The organism is Mameliella sp. LZ-28 (assembly GCF_012274245.1).
GTDB classification, from domain to species: domain Bacteria; phylum Pseudomonadota; class Alphaproteobacteria; order Rhodobacterales; family Rhodobacteraceae; genus Antarctobacter; species Antarctobacter albus.
In genome coordinates this window covers 426,373-448,705 of sequence record NZ_JAANYX010000022.1, presented here as the reverse complement: position 1 = coordinate 448,705, position 22,333 = coordinate 426,373, and the positions used below count along the sequence as shown (strand labels likewise).

The window sequence follows — 22,333 nt, the reverse complement described above, 5'->3', positions numbered from 1 at the left end:
CGGTCAGGAAGACTGACCATCGGGCGCGCCCTATCCCCAAGGCCGCCACAGAGCCACAGATCGGGACGCGGCCAGCGCATCATGTACGTTTTGTACAAAACGTACATCGTTTTCAGCATTTTGTACAAAACACCCGCTCAGGTTGTTTCGCAGGACTCTTCGCCCGGCACACGGAGCAGGAAGCGCCGCACGGCATCCTGATGTTCGGTCGCAATCCCGGCGCGGGCAATGACCCATTCCGCCGCTTCGGAGATGTCCAGCGTCACGATCGTGTTCTCTTGTTTGCGCACACCGGACAGTTCGAAATAGGTGGCCGACATCCGCATCATGCCAAAGTTGGTGTCATTGCTGACGACATAGGCGGCCAGGGACCCGGTCTCTCCGAAGCCCAGCGCCTTGAGCCGCGCGGAATAGCGGCGCATGTCTTCGCCGGTGAACCGCGCCATATCAGTCTTGCGCATGTCGAAGACCACCGGACGGGTCATGTCCGCGGCAAGACCGCCGGCAGCCCGGACCGCGACAAAGGCCTCGATCGACTCGTCCAGATCGACCTCGCCCGACAGGTGCCAGTACCGGATGCCCGGCACCTCCAGAAAGTCGTGAGATATCATCGGGCCTCTCTGATCGCCGACCGGGTTTCCCCAAGGGAAATCAGAATTTCAGGGCCTCTGCCCGGATGCAAGCCCGCCAGGGGGAAATCCGGAAACAAAGGCAGGTTTCCGATACCCCTTGACGAAAAAACCCGGGCGCGAGCGCCCGGGCCAGTGGTCACAAAAGCTGAGAGGAAGGAGAACCTCAGCCCTTGGAGAACTCGGGGTATGCCTCCATACCCAGCTCGGCCATGTCGAGACCGGTGATCTCTTCCTCTTCCGAGACACGGATGCCCATGACGGCCTTGAGGATGACCCAGACGATCAACGATGCGACGAAGGTGAACACACCGTAGCCGATGATGCCGATGATCTGCGTCGAGAGGCTGGCGTCACCGTTGTAGAAGACCACGGCAATGGTGCCCCAGATGCCGGCGCAGAGGTGCACCGGGATGGCGCCGACCACGTCGTCAATCTTGAACTTGTCCAGCATCGGCACGGCGAAGACCACGATGACACCGCCGATGGCACCGATCCAGAGCGAGCCGAAGAGCGTCGGCGCAAGCGGTTCCGCGGTGATCGAGACCAGGCCCGCCAGGGCGCCGTTCAGGACCATCGTCAGGTCGACCTTCTTGTACATGATCTGGGTCAGGATCATCGCGGCGATGGCACCGGCTGCGGCGGCCATGTTGGTGTTGGCGAAGATGCGCGACACGTCCGACACGTCACCCACGGTGCCCATTGCCAGCTGCGAGCCGCCGTTGAAGCCGAACCAGCCCAGCCACAGGATGAACGTCCCCAGGGTTGCCAGCGCCAGGTTGGAACCCGGGATCGGGTGCACCTTGCCGTCCTTGCCGAACTTGCCGATCCGCGGGCCAAGTACGATGGCACCTGCGAGCGCGGCCCAGCCACCGACCGAGTGCACGACCGTCGAGCCGGCGAAGTCGGAGAAGCCCATTTCGGACAGCCAGCCGCCGCCCCACTGCCAGGAGCCGGAGATCGGGTACATGACACCGGTCAGCACCACGACGAAGACCAGGAAGGGCCACAGCTTGATCCGCTCGGCCAGCGCGCCCGACACGATCGAGGCGGTGGCGGCGACAAAGACCAGCTGGAAGAAGAAGTCCGAACCGATCGAGGCGTAGTCAAGCGCCGCGTCTGCGGCAGCCACGCCAACTGGGTCCAGCACGGTCGGGCTGAAGAACGGGCCGATATAGCCGGTCATGATCCAGCCGTCGCCCGGGTACATCAGGTTGAAACCGATGAGCCAGTACATGATCGCGGCAACCGAGTAGAGCGCGATGTTCTTGGTCATCTGCATGGTGACGTTCTTGGACCGCACCAGGCCGCCTTCGAGCATGGCAAAGCCCGCGGCCATGAAGAACACCAGGAAACCCGCCATGCAGAACAGCAGGGTCGTCATGATGTAGGGGCCGATCTCGTCGAAACCGGGCGCTGCGGCCTCGGCGTCCTGTGCCAGGCCCATGCTCGGCAGGGCCAGCAGAAGCGCGGCCGGCGCAAGCGTCTTGAGAAGTTTCATGTCGTTATCCCTCATGATGAACTGCGCGCCTCAGAGCGCGTCTGCGTCGGTTTCGCCGGTGCGCACGCGCACGGCTTGCTGAACGTCGAGCACGAAGATCTTGCCGTCACCGATCTTGCCGGTCTGCGCGGTGGTCTTGATGGTCTCGATCACCTGGTCGGCCATCGACGACGACACGACGATTTCAAGCTTGATTTTCGGCACGAAATTCACGGCGTATTCTGCGCCGCGGTAGATTTCGGTATGGCCGGACTGAGAGCCGAAGCCCTTGATTTCCGTTACCATCATGCCGCGCACGCCGATGCCGGTCAGGGCTTCGCGCACCTCTTCCAGCTTGAACGGCTTGATCGTTGCAATGATCAGTTTCACCTTGGTCCCCTTCGGTCTGGCAGGGTCGCCCCTGCATTGCACCCGCAGCAAAACTGGTCCGGGACCTCGAAATGAAGGGATCGGCCCGAAATTCGGGCGAACTTTCGGGCCAAAGAGTCTAATTTTTAGGCGATCAGTATTCGACGCACATTATTTAATCGAAAAATAAACCCGCCTGACGTTCAGCGATGGTCAACATTCCCGGCCGGGACAGGTAGAGTCGGGGCCAAAGAAGAGTGACGGGCAGATCTTGATGAGTTCCTCGAAGGGCAAATCCGGCCGCTTGGTGGCCGATCGGCGCTATCCGCGCAAGGCCGGGCAATCCGCCGCAAAGCCGGCGCAAGGCCGCAAGACCAAAACGCGGCGCAAACCCGCCCGGCGGCAGCGGCGCGGCGGCATCCTGGGCTTTTTCGGCGCTATCCTGCGCTGGATCCTGCGGCTGGTCTGGCGGGTGACGTTGTCGGCGACGGTGGTCGTGGCGCTGATCCTGGGATCGGCGGTGCTGTATGTCTACAGCGGGCTGCCCGAACTGTCGGAGGTGACGGACGGGCGCGCGCGGGGCTCGGTGACGCTGCTGGACCGGGACGGCAAGGTCTTTGCCCTGCGCGGCGACCAGTTCGGCGGCGCGGTGACCGCGGACACCGTGTCCGAGCACCTCAAGAACGCCGTGGTGGCGACAGAGGACCGGCGGTTCTACTGGCACTTCGGTGTCAGCCCGCGCGGCGTGGCCAGCGCCATCCGCATCAACCTGCGCGAGGGGCGCGGGCCGCTCTCGGGGCACGGCGGCTCGACGATCACGCAACAGACCGCGAAACTGCTGTGCCTGGGCGTGCAGTACGACCCCGACGAGTGGGAGTCAGAGGCCGACTACGTCGCCGACTGCCGTCGCGGCTCGTTGTCGCGCAAGGCGCAGGAGGCGATCTATGCCATCGCGATGGAGGCCAAGTACACCAAGGACGAGATCCTTTCGATCTACCTCAACCGCGCCTACATGGGCGGCGGCGCCTATGGCGCCGAGGCCGCCGCACAGCGCTATTTCGCCAAGCCGGCGGCGGCGCTGAACCCGGCAGAGGCGGCGATGCTGGCGGGGCTGCTCACCGCGCCCTCGACGCTGGCGCCCACCTCCAACCTGCAGCGCAGCCAGGACCGCGCGGCCACGGTGCTGCGGCTGATGTACGACCAAGGTTATCTTGGCGAAGAGGACATGCGCCACTACCAGGAGAACCCGGCAGTGCTGGCGCAGGGCGCGCGCAACCTGGGCGGCGGCTATTTCGCCGACTGGATCATGTCGTCGGACATGGACTACCTGATCGGCGACACGACAGAGGACGTGATCATCGAAACCACGCTGGACCAGCGCATCCAGCGCGCCACCGCCAGCGCGGTCGACAAGATCTTTGCCGAAAAGGTCCGCGAGGGATCGAAGGCGCAGGTGGCGGTGATCGTCATGTCGGCGGACGGCGCGGTGCGCGGCATGGTCGGCGGACGCGACACCGATGCCACCGGCCTGTTCAACCGCGCCACGCAGGCGGTGCGCCAGACCGGATCGGCCTTCAAGCCCTTCGTCTACGCCACGGCGCTGGAACTGGGCTATTCGCCGCTGGATACGGTTGTCGACGAACCCTATTGCCTGAACATCCCCGGCTCGGGCCAGTGGTGCCCCGAGAACTATTCGCGCCGGCATTACGGCCGGGTGAGCCTGGCCGAGGCGCTGGAGAAGTCACTGAACATCCCGGCGGTCAAGGTCTCGGAAACCGTGGGCCGTGACCTGGTGCTGCGGGTGGCGCGCGATTTCGGCATCTACCGCGAACTGGCGGACACGCCGGCGCTGGCGCTGGGTGCCGCCGAGGCGACCCTGCTGGAGATGACCGGCGCCTATGCGGGCATCCTGAACGGCGGGTCGTCGGTGCGGCCCTACGGCCAGGAACTGATCCGCTACAAGGGTGCCACCGATCCGCTGATGGAGGCCAGCGGCGGCATGGGCGAACGGGTGATCCGCGAAGAGGCCGCCCGCCAGCTGGTCTGGATGATGCGCCGGGTGGTGGCCCAGGGCACCGGTGGCCGCGCCGCCCTGCCCGACCGCCAGGTCGCCGGCAAGACCGGCACCAGCCAGGAGGCACGCGACGCCTGGTTCGTGGGCTTTACCGCCGATTACGTCGCCGGGGTCTGGATGGGCTATGACGACAACACGCCCCTGACTGGCGTCACCGGCAGCGGCCTGCCCGCGGAAATCTGGCACGAGGTCATGCTGCGGGTCCACGACGGTCTGCCGGTGAGCCCGCTGCCGATGATGGAACCGGTGCCGCCCAAGGTCCCCGAGCCGGAGCCCCAGCCGGTTCCCCGGCAGCCTCAGCGGCGCGATTCCATCCTGGAACAGGTGTTGCGGGACATCCTGGGCGGCAACTGAGGCCATCTGCCCGCACATCGGAAAAGCAACGGGGTGGCCCCAGGGCGGCCAGCTCTTTGGAGGAGATGGTGCGCGTGAGACCCCGCAGTGGGGCCGGAGCGCAATAACCGCTTTGAGTCCCCTTTGACCGATGCAGCCGTTTCCTCGAATGTCCGGTGTCCGGATGGTTCAAACAATCGAGACCTTGCGCGTGGGTCACCACTTGGTCCACATTCGGACATCCTTTTTTCGAGGAAAGCTAATGACCTATGGCGATTTCGGTGAACCTGAGATTCCTGAGGACCTTTTTGAATGTGCACTTTTTCTAAGAAACAACATCATTGGTCTGACGACTAAAGGGGGGTCGGAGACCGCGTACAAATTAGCCAGAATAAGGCTAATGGAAGACCCGGCGAGCAAGCGGCTTCTGCCGAACTTTGTGCGATTCTCAAATGATGCCGCTTCTGTGCAGTCAGCATTATCGAGCGTCGCAAGTGGTTCAGGTTCGTGGGCTATTCGCCGAGGCCACGTTACTGACGCCTTCATACCGGTATTGACCTTCCTCGAGTCAGGTGGCGGTGCGGCAGACGCCACGATCACAGACGGTCTTGATGTCTATGATGCTCCTGCTGTCCAAGCTTTTTGGGCGAAGGCTTTGGAGAGGCGAACAACGGACCCTGATGGCGCCGTGACCGCCGCTAGTACGCTCCTTGAAGAAGTCTGCAAACACATCATCGAGGACAGCGGTGCAAAGTGGGAGGCAAAATGGAATGTGCCAAAACTCTATTCTGAAGCCGCAAAAGTTTTAAAGCTCGCACCATCGCAGCACCAAGAAGAAGTGTTCAAAACGATTCTGGGAAACTGCCAGAGCGTCGTTCAAAGTATTGGTTCTTTGCGCAACAAAGGTGGTGATGCCCATGCTGGGGGGCGCTCACGAGTTCCATTCAAGCCGCGTCATGCCGCTTTGACGGTTAACCTTTCTGGGTCCATGGCCCTGTTTCTGATTGAAACTTGGCAAGCGAGAGTTGAGGAACAACGGAGCAGCGATCAATAGTGGCGGCAGATTCCTGCAGCAGACATTAGCGCAGCCTCAGTGAATGACCGCTCCGTCCCGCACACCTGACATTCATCGCAACCCTCTCCCGCGTTTTTTTTCGGGAGAGGGTTTCCTGTCATCGGGCTGTCCTGAAAGGCTCTGAGCTCCGCACTGCATCAATTGATGCAGAGGACCAGCCCCAGGGGGACCGGCCCGTTTCCATTCGGTGGGCAGGACGCGTGGGCGCGGCTCAGCCAGCCCGGCGCAGGTCGGCGATCAGCTGGTCGATGTTGCCACGGCGGGCATCCAGCATGGCGCCGATCTCTTCCTTTTCGGATAGCAGCATGTCGGCGCCTTCCACGAAGAGGTTGTAGAACCGGTTCGAGTCGGACACGCGGAAGGCGGTTTCCAGCGTCTTGGACCCGCTCATGTGGGCCACGCAGCGCACCTCGTAACCGCGGCTGATCGCATGGACCGACTGCACCTCGATGCGCCCGCCCTGGAACTCGCGGAACCGCTTGCCGTACTTGCGCGCGATGTAGCCGGTGAAGGCCTCGGTAAAGGCCTTGCGCTGCGCGTTGCTGGCGCTGCGCCCGGCAACCCCCAGCACGTTGGCGGCGATCAGCGGCGTGTCACCGTATTTCTTGAACAGCCGCTCGAACTCACGGTACATCGACGCTTCGGACTTGCCCGAGGCGATGACCGTATTGATCTCGTTCACGAGGTTGTGCACGAGGTTCGCGGCCTGCTGCCCGGTCAGGGCAAGAGCGGGCATGGCTGGCATCGCGGCGAGGGCTGCGCCCGCCGCGATGAAATGGCGACGGTTGAGATGGGTCATCACGGGACTCCTCCTAGAAACCTTCAGTGTCGACGGCGAAGGGATCGAAATCCGCCCCCGGCGCCTCTTCGCCCAGTTCGTAGCGGCGCTGTTGCAGGTAGATCAACCGCAACTGGGTATAGCTGTCGGCGCTGTCGTAGAGAACCGAATCGACGGTGCCGCTGAACTGGCTGCGTTCACCGAACTTGTCGATGGCCTTTGCGACCGTGCCGATATACCGATCTGGAGTCGGAACCACGTATTTCAATGGATCGGTGAACAGGTCGACCACGTCACCGGCGGCATCCCGCTCGGTCGACGGCCCCAGCAGGGGCACTTCGAGGTAGGCGCCCTCTGGCACGCCCCAGACCGCCAGGGTTTCGCCGAAATCGGTCTCGTCGGGCTTGAGGCCCCATTCATTGGCCACGTCGAACAGGCCGCCGACACCGATGGTCGCGTTCAGCGTAAAGCGCATGGTGTTGCTGGTCGCGCGCAGCAGGCGCCCCTGAAGCAGTTGGTTGACCACGGTCTGCGGCAGCGACACCGTGTCGGCAAAACTGGAAACGCGATCCTGCACGAAGGGCGGCACGGTCTCGGCGTAGCCCGGTCCATCGCCGCTGAAGAAGGTCTTGTCGACCTTCTTGTTGAAGTCGTGCACCTTGCGGTTCTGCGTCTCGTAGGGGTCGTGGATGCCCCCCGGCGCGCCCTCGGGCCCCGGGACGGAACAGCCCGCGATGCCCAGAACGACGGTCAGAACCACAACCGGCCTTACATTCACCATCAACCCCCAGTCCTCTTCAAACCCCTTGGGAAAGCCGCGCGCCTTCCGTAAAAGGGTAGGTAATTTCATCTCCGCCCCTTCCCAACGAAGGATCCCGGAATCCCCGGCCATGTGGCACAATAGCGACATGAGACGGGACAGGGTTTCACTGTCACCGATTCCGGCCCAAGACACAACGAAGGGCTGATACAGGCATATGAGCATGGCACAGAAAGACACCGGCCGCGACGAATTGCGGGCAGCCCGCAGGCAAAGCCGGCCCTATTACTGGTTCGTCGGCATCTTCAGCTTTTTCGTCAACATGCTGATGCTGACCGGGCCGATGTACATGCTGCAGGTCTATGACCGCGTGCTTGGGTCCCGGTCCGAGGCGACGCTGATCGCGCTGTCGGTGCTGGTGGTCTTCCTTTATTCGATGATGGGCCTGCTGGACTACGTCCGGGGCCGTATCATGGGACGGGTTGCCGCGCGCTTCCAGGCGGCGCTGGACCTGCGGGTCTTCGACGCCGTGCTGCGGCGCGCGGCAGTGCAGAACGACGAACTGGCCCAGACCGGGCTGCGGGACCTGGAATCGGTGCAGCGGCTGATGTCCTCGCCGGTGCTGATGGCCTTCTTCGACATTCCCTGGACGCCCTTCTTCATCTTCGCGATCTTCATCTTCCATCCATGGATGGGCTTTCTGGCGATCTGCGGCGGCCTGTTCCTGATCGCCGTGACGCTGATCAACCAGACGGTCAGCAAGAACCCGACGCAGAAATCCAACATCGCCGTGATGCAGGCGGAACGCACCTCGGACCAGATCCGCGCCGAGGCCGAGATGGTGCAGGCGCTGGGGATGCGCGGCGATGCCTTTACCCGCTGGATGCAGGCGCGGTCGCAGGCGCTGTCGGGACAGATCCATTCCGCCGACCTGACCGGCACCTTCACCACGATCACCAAGACCTTCCGGATGCTGCTGCAATCGGCGATGCTGGGCCTGGGTGCCTACCTCGTCCTGCAAGGAGAGCTGACACCGGGCGCGATGATCGCCGGGTCGATCCTGATGGGCCGGGCGCTGGCGCCGATCGAACTGCTGATCGGGCAATGGGTGCTGGTGCAGCGCGCGCGCAAGGGCTGGGACAACCTGGCCCAGCTTCTGACCGAGGTGCCCGAGGCCGGAACCCCCACCGCCCTGCCGAAACCCAAGGCCAAGCTGGACGTCCAGCAGTTGACCGTCGTCGCCCCGGGCGAACAGCAGGCGGCGCTGCGGCTGGTGTCCTTCAGCGTCGGGCCGGGCCAGGCCTGTGGCGTGATCGGGCCGTCGGGCGCGGGCAAGTCGACGCTGGCGCGTGCCCTGACCGGGGTATGGCGCCCGGCAGGCGGCAAGATCCGGCTGGATGGGGCATCCCTGGACCAATACGGCGCCGAGACGCTGGGCAAGCACATCGGCTACCTGCCGCAGCGGGTGACGCTGTTCGATGGCACCATCGCCGAGAACATCGCCCGCCTGTCGCCCCAGCCCGATGCCGAAAAGGTCGTCGAGGCGGCGATGAAGGCCGACGCGCACGAGATGATCCTGAAATTGCCGCAGGGGTATGATACAAGGGTCTCGGCCGCCGGCGGACGGCTGTCGGGCGGCCAGATGCAACGCATCGGGCTGGCCCGTGCAATGTACGGCGACCCGGTGGTGCTGGTCCTCGACGAACCGAACTCGAACCTCGACAACGAGGGGTCCGAGGCCGTCAACAAGGCGATCAAGACCTTCAAGGCAGAGGGTAAGATCGTTCTGATCATGGCCCACCGCCCCGCCGCCATCAAGGAATGCGACCTGCTTCTGATGCTTGAAAACGGCGGGCGCGCGGCCTTCGGGCCCAAGGACGAGGTGTTGCAGGCCATGGTCAAGAACCACCAGCAATTGCAGAAAGCCGGACCGGGAGGCGTCAGATGAGCCCCGAAAAACAGTTTTCCCTGCGCATGCCGATGATCTTCGGGATCATCGGCCTGACGATCCTGGTGGGAGGCTTCGGCACCTGGGCGGCGACGACGAATATCTCGGGCGCCATCGTGGCCTCCGGCCAGATCGAGGTCGACCAGAACAGGCAGGTCGTGCAGCACCCCGACGGCGGCGTGGTCGCCAAGATCCTGGTCGACGAGGGCGACACCGTGACGGAAGGCCAGGTGCTGATCCGGCTGGACCCTACCCTGTTGCTCTCCGAGCTGAACATCATCGAGGGCCAGCTGTACGAGATCATGTCGCGGCGCGCCCGCCTGCAGGCGGAACGGGACGCCAAGGACGAGATCGTCTTTGCCGAGGAAGTGCTGAACCGCGCCGTCACCGACCCGGAGGTTGCCGAACTGGTCGAAGGTCAGCGCAACCTCTTCTTTGCCCGACGCGACTCCGTCGAAGGCGAGATCGGGCAGCTTCGCAAACGCTCAGACCAGATCGCCGACCAGGTGATCGGCATCCTCGCCCAGCAGGAGGCGCTGGCGCGCCAGCTGGAGCTGATCAAGGAAGAGCTGGTCAACAAGGAGGAACTGCGTGCGCAGGGCCTGGTGCGGGCGCCGGAAATCCTGGCCCTGCAGCGCGAGGAAGCGCGGCTGGCCGGATCGGTGGGGGAACTCAAGGCCTCGAAGGCACAGGCCGAGGGCCGCATCACCGAAATCGACATCCAGATCCTGAGCCTGCAGACCAAGCGCCGCGAAGAGGCGATCACCACTCTGCGTGACCTGCAGTTCCGTGAACGCGAACTGGCGGAAAAACGGCTTGCCATCCGTGAGCGGCTGAACCGGCTGGACATCACCGCGCCGGTGGGCGGGGTGATCTACGGGCTGACGATCTTCACCCCGCGGTCGGTCATCCGTCCGGCGGACCCGGTGCTGTTCATCGTGCCGCAGGACCGCCCGCTGGTGATTGCCGCGCAGGTCGAACCGATCCACATCGACAAGCTTTTCGTCGACCAGGAGGTGAGTTTGCGCTTTTCCTCGCTCGACCAGCGACAGACGCCGGAACTGTTCGGCCGGGTCGTGCAGATCTCTGCCGATGCCTTCGAGGACCAGAATTCGCGTGTGCGCTATTACCGGGCCGAGATCGTGCTGAACGAGGGCGAGATCGACCGCCTGCCCGAGGGCGCGGCGCTGATCCCCGGCATGCCGGTCGAGGCCTTCATCCGCACCGAGGACCGCACGCCGCTGGCCTACCTGGTCAAACCCTTCACGGATTATTTCGCCAAGGCCTTCCGCGAAAGCTGAGGGGCCCGTTGAAGCGGTTTGGACACCGCTTCAACGCCTTTGCAAAGGCGTTGGGCAAGGCTCTTTCCAAGAGCCTTGCGGCGCGCGGTCTCGGCGCTTGCGCCCGCATTCCGGCGCCGTTAGCGTGGCCGCGAAATCCGACGAGGAACGCATCATGACCAACGCCATCGACGCCCGCCTGGCCGAGCTGGGCCTGACCCTGCCCGACGCACCGGCCCCCGCCGCCAACTACGTGCCCTACGTCCTGTCGGGCAACCTGGTCTTTGTCTCGGGACAGATCAGCATGAACGCGGACGGGCTGATCACCGGCAAGCTGGGCGCCGGCCTGAGCGTCGAAGAGGGCGCCGCCGCGGCTCGTGCCTGCGCGCTGAGCCTCCTGGCTCAGGTCAAGGCGGCCTGCGGTGGCGACCTCAGCCGCCTCAAGCATGTGGTCAAGCTGACCGGCTTCGTCAATTCGACAGATGATTTCACCGACCAGCCCAAGGTCATCAACGGCGCCAGCGACACGCTGGTCGAGATCCTGGGGGATGCCGGCCGGCACTCGCGCTCGGCGGTTTCGGCCGCCGCGCTGCCGCTGGGTGTCGCCGTCGAGATCGAAGGCATCTTCGAGATCGCGTGATGGTGCCCCTGCCCGCGGCCTTTCTGGACCGCCCGATTGCCCACCGGGCCCTGCACGGGCCCGGGCGGCCCGAAAACTCGCGCGCGGCGATCCACGCGGCGATGGACGCGGGCTATGGCATCGAGATCGACCTGCAACTGTCGAAAGACGGACAGGCGATGGTCTTTCACGACTATGCGCTGACCCGGCTGACCGGGGCCAGCGGGCCGATCCAGCAACGCAGCGCAGCCGACCTGTCGGGGCTGACCCTGCTGGGCGGGGACGAGGGCGTGCCGCGTTTCGCCGAGGTGCTGGAGATCGTCGGCGGCGCCGTGCCGCTACTGGTCGAACTCAAGGACCAGGACGGGCGGATGGGGCCGAACGTGGGGCGGCTGGAACGTGCCGCCGCCGAGGCCGCACAGGGTTATCGAGGCCCGCTGGCCTTCATGTCCTTCAACCCGCATTCGGCGGCCGAGATGGCGCGGCTCTGTCCCGATCTCCCGCGTGGGCTGACCACCTGCGCCTGCACGCCCGAGGATCACCCGACACTGAGGGCCGAGGCCCGCGCAGAGCTGCGCGAGATGCCGGGGATCGAGGAGATGGGCGCCGGGTTCATCAGCCACGACCACCACGATCTGAACAGCCCGCAGGTGGCCCGGCAAAAGGCGCGCGGGCTGAACGTGCTCTGCTGGACGATCCGATCGCCCGAAGAGGAGGCGCAGGCGCGGCAGGTCGCCGAGAATGTGACCTTCGAGGGGTACATGGCTTGATCGGCGCGCAAGGGATGCCAGATTGAGCGATGTCATGACGGATCAAAGCCAGACCCCCACCCTGACCGTCGAAGTGCTGTCTTCGCTGGACCAGATCGCCGCCGCGACCTGGGACGCCTGCGCCTGTCCCGAGGCTGCGGACGGCGGGCGCCCCAACGATCCCTTCACCACGCACCGCTTTCTCAAGGCGCTGGAGGACAGCGGTTCAGTCGGGGCGGGCACCGGTTGGGACCCGCGTTACCTTGTGGTCCGCGACGGGGAAGAGACGATTGCCGTGGCGCCGATGTACGGCAAAAGTCACAGCCAGGGCGAATACATCTTCGATTTCAACTGGGCCCATGCCTACGAGGGCGCGGGCGGGCGGTACTATCCGAAACTTCAGATCGCCGTGCCCTTTACCCCCGCCACGGGGCGGCGGTTCCTGACCAAGCCCGGGCACGAGGTTGCGGGCATGTCGGCGCTGGTGCAGGGCGCGGTGCAACTGGGGGCCGAAAACCGCCTGTCTTCGATGCACGTTACCTTCTGCACCGAGGCAGAAGCCATCGCGGGCGAGGAAATGGGGCTGCTGCGCCGCACCACGCAGCAGTTCCACTGGCAGAACCACGGCTACGCGGATTTCGACGCCTTCCTGGCCTCGCTGAGTTCGCGCAAGCGCAAGAACATCCGCAAGGAACGCGCCCGCGCGCAGGATTTCGGCGGCGAGATCGAGATGCTGACCGGCGACCAGATCCGCCCCGAGCACTGGGACGCCTTCTGGGTCTTTTACCAGGACACCGGCAGCCGCAAATGGGGCACCCCCTACCTGACGCGGGCCTTCTTCGAGGCGGCGCATGAGACCCTGCGCGACGACATCGCGCTGGTCATGTGCACGCGTGACGGGCGGCCCGTGGCCGGGGCGCTGAACTTCATCGGGCGCGATGCGCTTTACGGGCGTTATTGGGGCTGTGTCGAAGATCACCCCTGCCTGCACTTCGAGGCGTGCTATTATCAGGCCATCGACCTTGCCATCGCACTGGGGCTGGCCACGGTCGAGGCCGGGGCGCAGGGCGAACACAAACTGGCGCGCGGCTACCTGCCGCGCCAGTGCCATTCGCTGCACTGGATCGCCGACCAGGGCTTTGCCGATGCGGTGGGGCGCTACCTCGACGCGGAGCGGCGCGCGGTGGACGAGGACATCGAGGTGCTGACCGCTTACGGCCCCTTCCGCAAGGACAGACAGGAGGACCACGAATGACTGAGAAACTGTCGGACACCGCCCGCAAGACCGTGCTGGAACCGCTGCTGGAGTCGGGCTGGGAGATGGTCGAGGGGCGCGACGCGATCGCCAAGACCTACCAGTTCAAGGATTTCACCGAGGCCTTTGCCTGGATGACCCGCGCGGCGCTCTGGGCGGAAAAATGGAACCACCACCCGGAATGGTTCAACGTCTACAAGACCGTGCAGGTGACCCTGTCGACGCATGACGTGGGCGGGTTGTCCTCGCTGGACGCCAAGCTGGCGCGCAAGCTCGACACCCTGTGACAGGTGGCCTGACGGCCCGGCAGGAACGCCGGGCCAATGGGTCGGGGATCAGATCGCCTCGACCAGCGCCTCACCGGAGGAATTGGTGCAGCCGCGCGTATCCTCGACGTTCAGAACCGTCACCTTGCCGTCCTCGACCAGCATGGTGAGACGTTTCAGTCGGTCGTAGAACCCGATCTCGGGCACCGAAAAATCCATGCCAATGCTCTTGGCAAAAGAGGCATCGAGATCGCCGAGCATGGTGATCCCGGCCTCTTCAGCGCCGCTGGACTTTGCCCAGGCCGCCATGACGAAAACATCGTTCACCGCAACGCCGATGATCTCTTCGACACCTTTCGCCGCCAGCTGATCCTTGACCCGGATGATGCTGGGCAGATGCGCCTGGTCGCAGGTGCCGCTGAAGGCGCCCGGAAAGCCCACGATTGCCACTTTGCGCCCCTTGGTCAGGTCGCTCAGCTTGACCTGTTCGGGGCCCTCGTCGCCCATACGGGACAGAGTTGCCTCGGGGAGGCTGTCACCTGCGGAAATTGCCATTATCCTGTCGCTCCTGCGAATTGCGTTTCTCTGATGCAGGACTATAGGGTGACGCGGGCAAAGGAAAACCGGAGGGCGGAAATATGAGCGATGTCGTGGTGATCGGCGCAGGACAGGCGGCGGCCTCTCTGGTGGCGCGGCTGCGGTCGAAGGGGCACGAGGGCAAGATCACCCTGATCGGCGAAGAGCCGGTGCCGCCCTACCAGCGCCCGCCGCTGTCCAAGGATTACCTGCTGGGCAAGATGGAGCTGGAACGGCTGTTCCTGCGGCCCGAGACCTTTTACGCCGAGAACGGCATCGAGTTGCGGACCTCTGACACGGTGGTGTCCATCGACCGGGCCGACAAGACCGTGATCGCCGGCGGAGAGGCGATTTCCTACGACCATTGCGTGCTGTGCACCGGATCGGTACCGCGCCGCCTGCCGGGCGCCATCGGTGGCGAGCTGGAAGGCGTGCATGTCGTCCGCACGTTGCACGACGTGGACAGGATGGCCCCCGACTGCACCGAGGGCAAGCGCGTGCTGGTCGTCGGTGGCGGCTATATCGGGCTGGAGGCCGCGGCGGTCTGCACCAAGCTGGGGCTGACAGTGACGCTGGTCGAGGCTGCGGACCGCATCCTGCAACGGGTCGCCGCGCCGGAAACTTCTGCCTGGTTCCGCGAATTGCACCAGGCGCGGGGCGTGGACCTGCGCGAGGGCGTGGGCCTGAAACGGCTGATCGGAGAGACCCGCGTGACCGGCGCCGAGCTGGCCGATGGCACCGTTCTGGACGTGGATTTCGTGATTGTCGGCGTCGGCATCACCCCCGCCACCACTCTGGCCGAGGCTTGCGGGCTGGAGATCGACAACGGCATCGCGGTCAATGCGCATGGCCAGACCAGCGATCCGGCGATCTGGGCGGCGGGCGATTGCGCCTCCTTCCCGCAGAACGGCCAGCGGATGCGGCTGGAGTCGGTGGGCAATGCGATCGACATGGGCGAACTGGTGGCCGACAACATCATGGGCGCCGGGCGCGATTACGTCGCCAAGCCCTGGTTCTGGTCGGATCAATACGACGTCAAGCTGCAGATCGCCGGGCTGAACGCCGGCTATGACCGGATCGTGGTCCGCGAGGATGGCGAGGCCCGCGCGCATTGGTACTATGCCGGTGACACGCTGCTGGCGGTCGACGCGATGAACGACAGCCGATCCTACATGGTCGGTAAACGGCTGATCGAGGCGGACAAGAGCCCCGACCCGGCAGCGATTGCCGACCCGGAAACGAACCTCAAGGCATTGCTGAAGGCGTGAGGATCGTCGCGGGTGACTGGCGCGGGCGGCGGCTGGCCGCCCTGGGCAAGGGCGATGCGGGCGCGCATCTGCGCCCCACCACAGACCGCGTGCGCGAGGCGCTGTTCAACATGCTGGGCGGCGGGCGTTTCGGAGATCCGTTCGACAGGACCCGCGTGCTGGACCTCTTTGCCGGGACCGGCGCGCTGGGGCTGGAGGCCCTGTCACGCGGAGCCGAGAGCGCGGTTTTTGTCGATGACGGGCGCGTGGCGGGCAAGTTGATCCGCGAGAACATCCGAACGCTGGGCTGTGGCGACCGCGCCCGGCTGATCGGCCACAATGCAACGCGACTGCCCCTAGCGGATGCACCCTGCGACCTGGTCTTTCTCGACCCGCCCTATGGCAAGGCGCTGGGAGAAAAGGCGCTGGCCTCGGCCCGGGCGCAGGGCTGGATCGCGCCGGGCGCGCTGGTGGTCTGGGAAGAGAAGGCGGCGCAGGCGGCGCCCGAGGGGTTCGACCTGTTGGACACGCGGCGCTATGGCGACACGCATGTGACGCTGTTGCGGGCAACGGCGCAGGCGTGAGCCGAAGCCCTGGCGCGGGGTCAGCGGAACGGATGAGCATCGTCTCTTGCCAAGCCGCTGGAAGTTTCGCGTCTTGATGGTATCTTCCCATTCAAATGCATGAATGATTGGGAGGTATCCATGTCCATCTTTCGCCCTTCGCGCCGTGACCTGCTGAACATCGCGGCCCTGTCCCCGGCGCTGGCGCTGCCGGCTCTGGCGGCCTCGCCCGCCCGCGCGCAGACCCTGGGCGCGCCCGCCGGGGCCAACCCGGCGCATTTCCGGTTCCAGCTGGGCGAGGCGGTGCTGACCGTCGTTTCGGACGGGCACCTTGAAATCCCCGCCAACGGTCTGGGCGTGAACGCCGACCCCGAAGAAGTAAAGGCTTTCCTCGAAAGCTATTTCCTGTCGACCGAGACCAATTATTCGCACACCAACCACCTGGTGATCGAGCTGGGCGAGGCCAAGGTGTTGGTCGATGTCGGTTCGGGCAACCGGTTCCTGCCGACGGCGGGCAAGCTGATGGAGAACCTCGGCGCGGCGGGGATCGACGCCAGCGAGATCACCCATGTGGTCATCACCCACGCCCACCCGGATCACGTCTGGGGCATCCGCGACGATTTCGACGAGGCAATTCTGCCGGACGCCCAGTTCTTCATCGGCGGGACCGAGCGCGACTTCTGGTTGCAGGACGGTCTGGTCAACAGCGTGCCCACCGAGATGCAGCAATTCGTCGTCGGCGCGGTGAATTCGTTGAACGTGGACGGTGCGGAGTGGACCGTGGTCGGCGACGAGGCGGAAATCGCGCCGGGCATCCGGGTCATCGACACGGCCGGCCACACCATCGGGCACATGTCGGTGGTGGTCGAATCCGGCGGCAAGCAGTTGATCGCCCTGGGCGACAGCATGAACCACGCCTGGATGAGCACCGTGCGCCCCGAGTGGGTCAGCAATTTCGACATGGACGGTGAACAGACCGTGGCCACGCGCAAGCGCCTGCTGGACATGGCGGCCACGGACAGGATGGCGGTGCTGGGTTATCACTTCCCCTTCCCCGGCGTGGGGCACATCGCCGCCGAGGGTGACGCCTATCGCTTTGTTCCGGCGCTGTGGCAGTGGTGAGAGTGTCCCAACGCAAACAGGATGTCTGAGAAAACAAAGCCGGGGCCCGGAACGGGACCCCGGCAGCCTGCATCACGCATCGGCCCAAGCGGTCACATGCCCGAGCATTTCGCGTTCAGCGTCGTTCCCGACAAGGTCAGGTTGAGGTCTTCCGGTCCGTCAAAGCCCTTCTCGCAGACCGTGCTCCACGACGCGATGAACCATTCCTCTTGCGCCGACACGAACATGTTGGTCGAGTCCTCCGGCACGCGGATGCATTTCTGGGTGCCTGCGGTGAAATTGCCCGAATGGGTGTGAACCCGTCTCCCTCCCTCATCGTAATCCACCTCGAACCGGGCGACGAAGGCGCCATCGTTCTTGACGCAAACGCGAGAGTCGGCGGCCTGCGCAACATCGGGAACAAAAAGCGAAAAGGCAAAGGCCATCGGGGCGGCAACCGCCACCTTGCAAAAATCGAACATTCAGAGATCTCCCTTGAGATTATGGTTGGTCAACAGACAAAACCACGACATTCCGTCGAAACAACTTATGCCGGAATGCGCCACAAGAGATACCACCTTACGTAGCGTCACGCAATCAGTTCGGGAAAAGCTCGGTCAGCATTCGCCTTTGCAAGCCCAAAGCCAAAGGCAAAGGACAGCCCCGGAACAACGCCAAAGCGACGCCCCTATTCGGCATTGGGCAAATTTTCGGGTCAGTAGGTCGGGTGGAACAGCCCTGCGGGCGAGAGGGTAAAGATCTCGACCCCGTCTGCGGTCACGCCCACCGAATGTTCGAACTGGGCGGAAAGCGACTTGTCCCGGGTGACGGCGGTCCATTCGTCGGCCAGCACCTTGGTTTCGGGGCGGCCGAGGTTCACCATCGGTTCGATGGTGAAGAACATGCCCTCTTCCAGTACCGGCCCGGTGCCGGGGCGCCCATAGTGCAGCACGTTGGGCGGCGCGTGGAACACCTGCCCCAGACCGTGACCGCAGAAATCGCGCACGACGGACATGCGGTTGGCCTCCACAAAGGTCTGGATTGCATGACCGATGTCACCGAAGGTGTTGCCGGGCTTGACTGCCTCGATCCCCGTCAGCAGGGAATCATGCGTGACCTGGATCAGGCGTTCCGCTTTGCGGCTGAGCTTGCCCGCGACATACATCCGGCTGGTGTCGCCGTACCAGCCGTCGACGATCACGGTCACGTCGATGTTCAGGATGTCGCCGTCTTTCAGCTTCTTGTCGCCGGGGATGCCGTGGCAAACGACGTGGTTGACGCTGATGCAGGTGGCGTGCTGGTAGCCTTTGTATCCGATGGTCGCCGAGGTGGCGCCCTCTTCGGTCACGCGGCGTTCGATGTAGGCGTCGATAGCGCCGGTGGTCTGGCCCGGTTCGACCAGTTCCGCCACCTCGTCCAGCAGCTGCGCGGCCAGCCGTCCGGCCACGCGCATTCCTTCGAAATCCGCCTGGGTATGGATGCGGATGCCGTCGCGGGTCAGTCGATGTCCAGCCTTGTCTTTCACGTCGCGTCCTCTGCTTTTGCCCCTATCTAACGGGCGAAGACGGGATTTGCCAGTAGGGGCGCGGTGCAACGGGCGGCCAACAATGGTCAAAGCCGCATTTGACGGCGCCCGGACCGGGGGCGCCCCTGCGCTGCCCCGACGATTTCCCCCACCCCGCCCGGGTAGGCCTTTCGCTTCGCGTCGGCGCGGCGTATCAGCCGGGCAAAAGAGCGGAGTTTCTCCATGTCCTTCATTACCCTGGTCCGCCACGGGCAGGCCAATTCCAACGCCCGGGACGAAGGCAGCTATGACCGGCTGAGCGAACTGGGCTGGCAGCAGGCCCGCTGGCTGGGCGGCTATTTCGAGCAGACGGGCGAGAAATTCGCCCGCGTCTACTCGGGCACGCTGCGCCGTCATCGGGAAACCGTCGAGGGCATCTCACCCGAGAGCCTCGCCGCGCCGGTGCAGGACGCCCGACTGAACGAACTGGCCTATTTCGACATGACGCAACTGATCGAGGCCCAGCACGGCATCGCCATTCCCGGCGACCGGGAGGAATTCATCCGCCACATGCCCCGGCTGCTGGCGCTCTGGCGCGATGGCGCCATCGAAGGGGCTCCGGAAAGCTGGGAGGCTTTCGAGACCCGCGTGACCGAAGCCCTGACCGAGATCGCGGACGGCGAGGGCTGCGCATTGGTGGTGACCTCGGGCGGGCTGATCGGCATGGCCATGCGGGTCATCATGCAACTGGAGCTGAAGGCGATGGCACATCTGTGCCTGGCCATCGAGAACAGCTCTCTGCACCGCATCCAGCCGCTGGCCACCGGCCTGGCCATGACCCAATTCAACGCCCTGCCCCATCTCGACAGCGCAGAACGACAGCACGCCCGCAGCCACCTGTAAGGTGCGAGCAGAGGAAAATCCTTGCACCCCGGCCCGCGCGCAGGTTCTCTGCCCGGCAAACATCAGGAACGCACATGACACATCTGTGGATCCGGGCGGAAAGCCGCCCCAACGAGGAACGCACCGGCATCACCCCCGCAGGCATCACCGCCCTGCGCGACAAGGGGATCCGCGTCACCGTCGAGGACAGTCCGACCCGCATCCTGCCGATCGACGATTTCGCCTCGGCCGGGGCCACCATCGTGCCCGAGGGCAGCTGGCCCGAGGCTCCGCGCGACGCGATCATCTTTGGCCTCAAGGAACTGCCCGAGGCGGACACGCCGCTGGTGCACCGCCACATCATGTTCGGCCACGCCTACAAAGGGCAATCGGCTGGCGCGCGCCTTTTGAAACGCTTTGCTGCCGGGGGCGGCGCGCTTTACGATCTGGAATACCTGGTGGATGAAAACGGCCGCCGGGTTGCGGCCTTCGGATACTGGGCCGGCTACGCGGGCGCGGCGGTGTCCCTGTTGGCCTGGGCCGCGCAGGCGGATGGCAAGACCTGCCCCCCGGTCCACACATGGAACGATGCGAACATGCTGCAGGACGATCTGCGCGCGGCGCTGGACATTGCGCCCTGCGGCTCGGCCATCGTGATCGGCGCCCTGGGCCGCGTCGGCAGCGGGGCGCGGGATCTCTGCGCGCAGATGGATGTGCCCGTCACCTGCTGGGACATGGCAGAAACCGCTCACGGCGGCCCCTTTCCGGAAATCCTGGATCACGGGGTGTTCCTGAACTGCATCCTGGCGACCGAGGGCGTGCCGGTCTTTGTCCCGCGCGATTCCGTTGACAGCCCCCGCGCTCTGCGCGTGATCGGCGATATCGCCTGCGACCCGGACAGCCCCTTCAACCCGATCCCGATCTACGACGCGGCGACAAGCTGGGCCGCGCCCGTGACCCGCGTCTGCGAGGCGCCGCCGCTGGACGTGATGGCGATCGACAACCTGCCCTCGCTTCTGCCGCGCGAATCCTCGCTGGATTTCGCGGAACAACTGCTGCCCCACCTGCTGACGCTGGATGCCATCGACACGGGCGTCTGGGGACGGGCGCATGAGACCTACCTGAAACACAAACCGGAGGAACGCACATGACCATCCATTGGTGCGGCACCGGCCTGTCGGCCGTGCCCGGCCTGCGCCGCCTGATCGAAAACGGCCACCCCGTGACCGTCTGGAACCGGACAGAGGCCAAGGCCCGCGAGGCCGTGGGCGACCTGACCGATGACATCCGCGCCTTCGACATCGCGGCCCTGGGCGCGGTGCTGCAAAAGGGCGACGTGATCGTGTCGATGCTGCCCGGCGACTGGCATGTGCCGCTGGCGGAACTGGCGCTGGAAAAAGGCGCCGATTTCGTCTCGTCCAGCTATATCGCGCCCGAGATGCGCGCCCTGGATGAACGCGCGAAACAGGCTGACGCCAGGCTGGTGAACGAGGTCGGCCTTGACCCGGGCATCGACCACCTGATGGCGCATTGGCTGATGGCCGACTACCGCGCCTCGGAGGCCTTCGATCCGGACAACGCGCTGTCCTTTACCTCCTACTGCGGCGGCGTCCCCAAGATCCCCAACGCCTTCCGCTACAAGTTCAGCTGGGCACCGGTGGGTGTCCTGAAGGCGCTGCGCTCGCCCTCGCGCTCGATCCGGCAATTCTCCGAACTGAACGTGAACCGGCCCTGGGACGCGCTGTCGCGCTATGATGCACCGCTGCCCACACCCGAAAGCTTCGAGGTCTATCCGAACCGCGACAGCCTGCCATTCATGGCGGAATACGGCTTCGAGCAAGGCTGGAAGGTCAAGGACTTCGTCCGCGGCACCCTGCGCCTGAACGGCTGGGCCGAGGCCTGGGCCGACATCTTTGCCGAGGCCGGCACCGCGACGGATGACCGCCTGCAGGAAATCGCGGACAAGCTGCTGCAGGAAAACGCCTACGACGAGGGCGAACCCGACCGCGTGGTGCTCTGCGTCGCGCTGGAGGCCGCGAAGGACGGCGTGCCGGTCTATCACAAGACCTATGTCATGGATGCCTGGGGCGATGAGCGCAGTTCCGCAATGGCGCGACTGGTCTCTGTCCCGGTGTCGCTGGCGGTGGAATCGGTGCTCAACCGCGAGGTTCCGGCCGGTGTCAGCGCGGCGCCCTCGGACCCGAAACTGGTCGAGCGCTACATGGGTGCGGTGCAGACGCTGGCCCAGCACCTGGACGTGGTGGATCACCTGGCATGAAACGGCTTGCCCTGATCGCCGCCCTGATCGCCGGCCCCGCCTGGGCCGGGGATGTCTGTCATGACATCGACGCCAGGCTGGGCTGGCAGGATGCCGATTTCCCGGCGGGGCTTGTTCAGGACGTCCGGTCCACCGGCTTCTGGTCGGTGGAACCGGGATTGACCCCGGCGGGAACTCAGGGTCACGGCGGTCTGGACGCCAAGGCCCTGGCCGCGCGTCCCGAGGCGCGCCCGCAGGTCAGCGCCTCTCACGGCGCGCTGCTGGTCCGCTTCGAGGTGGCCGGCGCCGCGCAGGAAATGGAGTGGAAGCGCTTTCACGGCGCCATCCAACAGGCCGGGGCCTTCAACATGAACGTCGACAGTATCGCCTTTCGCATCAACGAGGACGACGCGGACCTGGCGGACAACGACGGCGTGCTGACCGTCTGTTTCCGCTACATCGACTGAACGCCTGACACTCCGGCGCCGCCGTCCAGGGCGCCCGGCCCATGTTTCTTTGGGCCCCAAATACCTCTGGGGGTGAATGCGCGGCACGCGCAGAGGGGGCAAAGCCCCCTGCCCCGCGCTC

At 64.9% G+C, this 22,333-nt stretch carries 23 protein-coding genes; 15 read left to right on the top strand and 8 right to left on the bottom strand.

What is annotated here, in order from left to right:
* Positions 1-137: 137 nt before the first annotated feature.
* From G9Q80_RS14615 to G9Q80_RS14605, 3 genes are all read right to left on the bottom strand, one after another.
* A complete protein-coding gene (locus G9Q80_RS14615; protein WP_043142333.1) occupies positions 138-611 on the bottom strand; it encodes a hypothetical protein in 474 nt (157 codons plus the stop codon).
* Positions 612-795: 184 nt separating this feature from the next.
* A complete protein-coding gene (locus G9Q80_RS14610; protein WP_074622329.1) occupies positions 796-2,130 on the bottom strand; it encodes an ammonium transporter in 1,335 nt (444 codons plus the stop codon).
* A 30-nt stretch (positions 2,131-2,160) separates the two neighbouring features.
* On the bottom strand, positions 2,161-2,499 hold the full coding sequence (locus tag G9Q80_RS14605; protein ID WP_043142336.1) for a P-II family nitrogen regulator: 339 nt from the start codon (positions 2,497-2,499) through the stop codon (positions 2,161-2,163).
* A 253-nt stretch (positions 2,500-2,752) separates the two neighbouring features.
* Between G9Q80_RS14605 and G9Q80_RS14600 the strand changes: the two genes are divergently transcribed.
* Positions 2,753-4,906, top strand: coding sequence for a transglycosylase domain-containing protein (locus G9Q80_RS14600; RefSeq protein WP_088714456.1), 2,154 nt, complete (start codon positions 2,753-2,755; stop codon positions 4,904-4,906).
* Between the two features lie 241 nt (positions 4,907-5,147).
* Positions 5,148-5,939, top strand: coding sequence for an abortive infection family protein (locus G9Q80_RS14595; RefSeq protein ID WP_157903795.1), 792 nt, complete (start codon positions 5,148-5,150; stop codon positions 5,937-5,939).
* 232 nt (positions 5,940-6,171) lie between these two features.
* Here G9Q80_RS14595 and G9Q80_RS14590 read toward each other — a convergent pair whose 3' ends face one another.
* Both G9Q80_RS14590 and G9Q80_RS14585 read right to left on the bottom strand, forming a co-directional pair.
* The gene (locus G9Q80_RS14590) at positions 6,172-6,759 is read right to left on the bottom strand and encodes an MlaC/ttg2D family ABC transporter substrate-binding protein (RefSeq protein ID WP_043142341.1); all 588 of its coding nucleotides are present in this window, start codon (positions 6,757-6,759) and stop codon (positions 6,172-6,174) included.
* Between the two features lie 13 nt (positions 6,760-6,772).
* Positions 6,773-7,588, bottom strand: a complete 816-nt coding sequence (locus G9Q80_RS14585) for an MlaA family lipoprotein (RefSeq protein WP_232786269.1) — start codon at positions 7,586-7,588, stop codon at positions 6,773-6,775.
* Between the two features lie 127 nt (positions 7,589-7,715).
* Between G9Q80_RS14585 and G9Q80_RS14580 the strand changes: the two genes are divergently transcribed.
* The 6 genes from G9Q80_RS14580 to G9Q80_RS14555 all read left to right on the top strand — a co-directional run bounded on the left by G9Q80_RS14580 (position 7,716) and on the right by G9Q80_RS14555 (position 13,636).
* A complete protein-coding gene (locus G9Q80_RS14580; RefSeq protein WP_074622325.1) occupies positions 7,716-9,446 on the top strand; it encodes a type I secretion system permease/ATPase in 1,731 nt (576 codons plus the stop codon).
* A complete protein-coding gene (locus tag G9Q80_RS14575; protein ID WP_043142348.1) occupies positions 9,443-10,747 on the top strand; it encodes an HlyD family type I secretion periplasmic adaptor subunit in 1,305 nt (434 codons plus the stop codon). Before G9Q80_RS14580 ends, G9Q80_RS14575 begins: the two co-directional genes overlap by 4 nt.
* 154 nt (positions 10,748-10,901) lie before the next feature.
* The gene (locus G9Q80_RS14570; protein WP_088714543.1) at positions 10,902-11,366 is read left to right on the top strand and encodes a RidA family protein; all 465 of its coding nucleotides are present in this window, start codon (positions 10,902-10,904) and stop codon (positions 11,364-11,366) included.
* A complete protein-coding gene (locus tag G9Q80_RS14565) occupies positions 11,366-12,115 on the top strand; it encodes a glycerophosphodiester phosphodiesterase family protein (protein ID WP_088714455.1) in 750 nt (249 codons plus the stop codon). The genes G9Q80_RS14570 and G9Q80_RS14565 overlap by 1 nt, the downstream gene beginning before the upstream one ends.
* 34 nt (positions 12,116-12,149) lie before the next feature.
* Positions 12,150-13,349 carry a GNAT family N-acetyltransferase gene (locus G9Q80_RS14560; protein ID WP_088714542.1) on the top strand — a complete coding sequence of 400 codons (1,200 nt, stop codon included), beginning with the start codon at positions 12,150-12,152 and terminating at the stop codon, positions 13,347-13,349.
* The gene (locus G9Q80_RS14555; RefSeq protein ID WP_088714454.1) at positions 13,346-13,636 is read left to right on the top strand and encodes a 4a-hydroxytetrahydrobiopterin dehydratase; all 291 of its coding nucleotides are present in this window, start codon (positions 13,346-13,348) and stop codon (positions 13,634-13,636) included. Before G9Q80_RS14560 ends, G9Q80_RS14555 begins: the two co-directional genes overlap by 4 nt.
* 48 nt (positions 13,637-13,684) lie before the next feature.
* Here G9Q80_RS14555 and G9Q80_RS14550 read toward each other — a convergent pair whose 3' ends face one another.
* A complete protein-coding gene (locus G9Q80_RS14550; protein WP_043142356.1) occupies positions 13,685-14,170 on the bottom strand; it encodes a peroxiredoxin in 486 nt (161 codons plus the stop codon).
* 83 nt (positions 14,171-14,253) lie between these two features.
* Between G9Q80_RS14550 and G9Q80_RS14545 the strand changes: the two genes are divergently transcribed.
* From G9Q80_RS14545 to G9Q80_RS14535, 3 genes are all read left to right on the top strand, one after another.
* Positions 14,254-15,459, top strand: coding sequence for an NAD(P)/FAD-dependent oxidoreductase (locus G9Q80_RS14545; protein WP_088714453.1), 1,206 nt, complete (start codon positions 14,254-14,256; stop codon positions 15,457-15,459).
* Positions 15,456-16,022, top strand: coding sequence for a 16S rRNA (guanine(966)-N(2))-methyltransferase RsmD (gene rsmD, locus G9Q80_RS14540; RefSeq protein ID WP_088714452.1), 567 nt, complete (start codon positions 15,456-15,458; stop codon positions 16,020-16,022). The genes G9Q80_RS14545 and rsmD overlap by 4 nt, the downstream gene beginning before the upstream one ends.
* Before the next feature lie 120 nt (positions 16,023-16,142).
* Positions 16,143-17,123: an MBL fold metallo-hydrolase gene (locus G9Q80_RS14535; protein WP_088714451.1), complete on the top strand. Its 981-nt coding sequence runs from the start codon at positions 16,143-16,145 to the stop codon at positions 17,121-17,123.
* A 92-nt stretch (positions 17,124-17,215) separates the two neighbouring features.
* Here G9Q80_RS14535 and G9Q80_RS14530 read toward each other — a convergent pair whose 3' ends face one another.
* Both G9Q80_RS14530 and map read right to left on the bottom strand, forming a co-directional pair.
* Positions 17,216-17,584: a thiol-activated cytolysin C-terminal domain-containing protein gene (locus tag G9Q80_RS14530; protein WP_043142367.1), complete on the bottom strand. Its 369-nt coding sequence runs from the start codon at positions 17,582-17,584 to the stop codon at positions 17,216-17,218.
* Positions 17,585-17,817: 233 nt separating this feature from the next.
* Positions 17,818-18,627, bottom strand: a complete 810-nt coding sequence (map, locus tag G9Q80_RS14525; RefSeq protein ID WP_043142370.1) for a type I methionyl aminopeptidase — start codon at positions 18,625-18,627, stop codon at positions 17,818-17,820.
* A gap of 222 nt (positions 18,628-18,849) precedes the next feature.
* Between map and G9Q80_RS14520 the strand changes: the two genes are divergently transcribed.
* The 4 genes from G9Q80_RS14520 to G9Q80_RS14505 all read left to right on the top strand — a co-directional run bounded on the left by G9Q80_RS14520 (position 18,850) and on the right by G9Q80_RS14505 (position 22,212).
* Positions 18,850-19,509 (top strand): histidine phosphatase family protein, encoded by a 660-nt coding sequence (locus G9Q80_RS14520; RefSeq protein ID WP_088714450.1) that lies wholly within the window; start codon positions 18,850-18,852, stop codon positions 19,507-19,509.
* A 74-nt stretch (positions 19,510-19,583) separates the two neighbouring features.
* The gene (locus G9Q80_RS14515; protein WP_088669273.1) at positions 19,584-20,639 is read left to right on the top strand and encodes a saccharopine dehydrogenase; all 1,056 of its coding nucleotides are present in this window, start codon (positions 19,584-19,586) and stop codon (positions 20,637-20,639) included.
* Positions 20,636-21,766, top strand: coding sequence for a saccharopine dehydrogenase family protein (locus tag G9Q80_RS14510; RefSeq protein WP_074622316.1), 1,131 nt, complete (start codon positions 20,636-20,638; stop codon positions 21,764-21,766). Before G9Q80_RS14515 ends, G9Q80_RS14510 begins: the two co-directional genes overlap by 4 nt.
* The gene (locus G9Q80_RS14505; protein WP_088714449.1) at positions 21,763-22,212 is read left to right on the top strand and encodes a hypothetical protein; all 450 of its coding nucleotides are present in this window, start codon (positions 21,763-21,765) and stop codon (positions 22,210-22,212) included. Before G9Q80_RS14510 ends, G9Q80_RS14505 begins: the two co-directional genes overlap by 4 nt.
* The last annotated feature ends 121 nt before the right edge of the window (positions 22,213-22,333 follow it).